The sequence below is a fragment of the Deltaproteobacteria bacterium HGW-Deltaproteobacteria-6 genome (assembly GCA_002840435.1).
Classification (GTDB): Bacteria; Desulfobacterota; Syntrophia; order Syntrophales; family Smithellaceae; genus UBA8904.
On the sequence record PHAT01000052.1, the window covers coordinates 1 to 1,137 of the forward strand.

1 protein-coding gene is annotated in these 1,137 nt (G+C 52.7%); it reads right to left on the minus strand.

What is annotated here, in order from left to right:
* On the minus strand, positions 1-1,024 hold a 1,024-nt coding region (gene lpxK, locus CVU71_18765; protein PKN16384.1), incomplete at its 3' end, for a tetraacyldisaccharide 4'-kinase.
* Positions 1,025-1,137: the final 113 nt, after the last annotated feature.

A 1,137-nucleotide genomic window follows, 5' to 3' on the forward strand; every position in this document is an offset into this window, starting at 1 on the left:
CCACACGCAAAATGCAAAGGGTTTTTAAAAAATCAGGATGGGCTTCCAGGCGCATGGCATCCTTTTCCGTAGTGATCCAGTAATCCGCGTGAAATTTCAGAAAAAGATTTTTTAATGCTTCCAGGTCGTTGCGCTCATAGGCATAGTGATCGGGAAACTCCATGAACGACAAGAGTTCCGAACCCGCGTCGATTAACAGCTTTTTAAAAGACGCCGGTTGCGCAATGCCGCAAAACGCGCAGACTTTTTTCCCCTTCAAGCCGTTTTGCTCCAGGGGGTGATTTTCCCCCGGTCTGATCAATTCCTTGAATTGATGAGCTGCGCGGAAAACAGGAATGCCCGCCTTGCTGGCGATTCCGGCGACATCCGGATGCAAAGGCTCCGTGCCTCCCGCACGCGTCAAAATAACGCAGTCCGCGCGTTGGAGGCTGTCCTTTGGCTCTCGAAGCGGGCCGCGTGGCAGAAGATATCCGTTCCCCAGCGGTTTTTCGGCGTCAAGCAGAACAATATCGATATCGCGGACAATCTGCCGGTGTTGGAATGCGTCGTCGCAGATCAGTACGTTGCTTCCGAACCTCTCGATTGCCGCCTGACCGGTTAACTTCCGCTTTGCTCCGGTGATGACGGGAATGCCGGGCAATGACCGGGCGATAAGAAGCGGTTCGTCGCCGGCACTTTCGGCGCCAAGCAGGACGCTGTTTCCATCAGAAACGATGTTGACGGATTGCGGATTTTTTCCTCCGTAACCCCGGCTGATCACCGCGCACTTGAAACCGTTCTGTTGAAGCATTCGGGCAAGTCCGATCACGCAGGGGGTTTTGCCTGTGCCCCCAACGGTGATGTTGCCGACGCTGATGACCGGACAGGACAGCCTGACGGATTCCAGAATCTGCCGGTCATAAAGCCGGTTGCGCAAATCAACAATCAGCCGGTAGATCAGGGAGGACAGATAAAGCAGCGCTCTCGTAGGACTGAAACGGCGAATCGAATCTTCATCATTCCATATCCTTTGCCAATCGATCATTGCCATTTCCTTCGTCTTTAAACTGCAAATTATACAATCGGTAATATTCGCCTTTTTTAGCCATCAGGGTTTCGTGATTGCCTTCCTCAACGATTTCCCCGTTGACCAGGGCA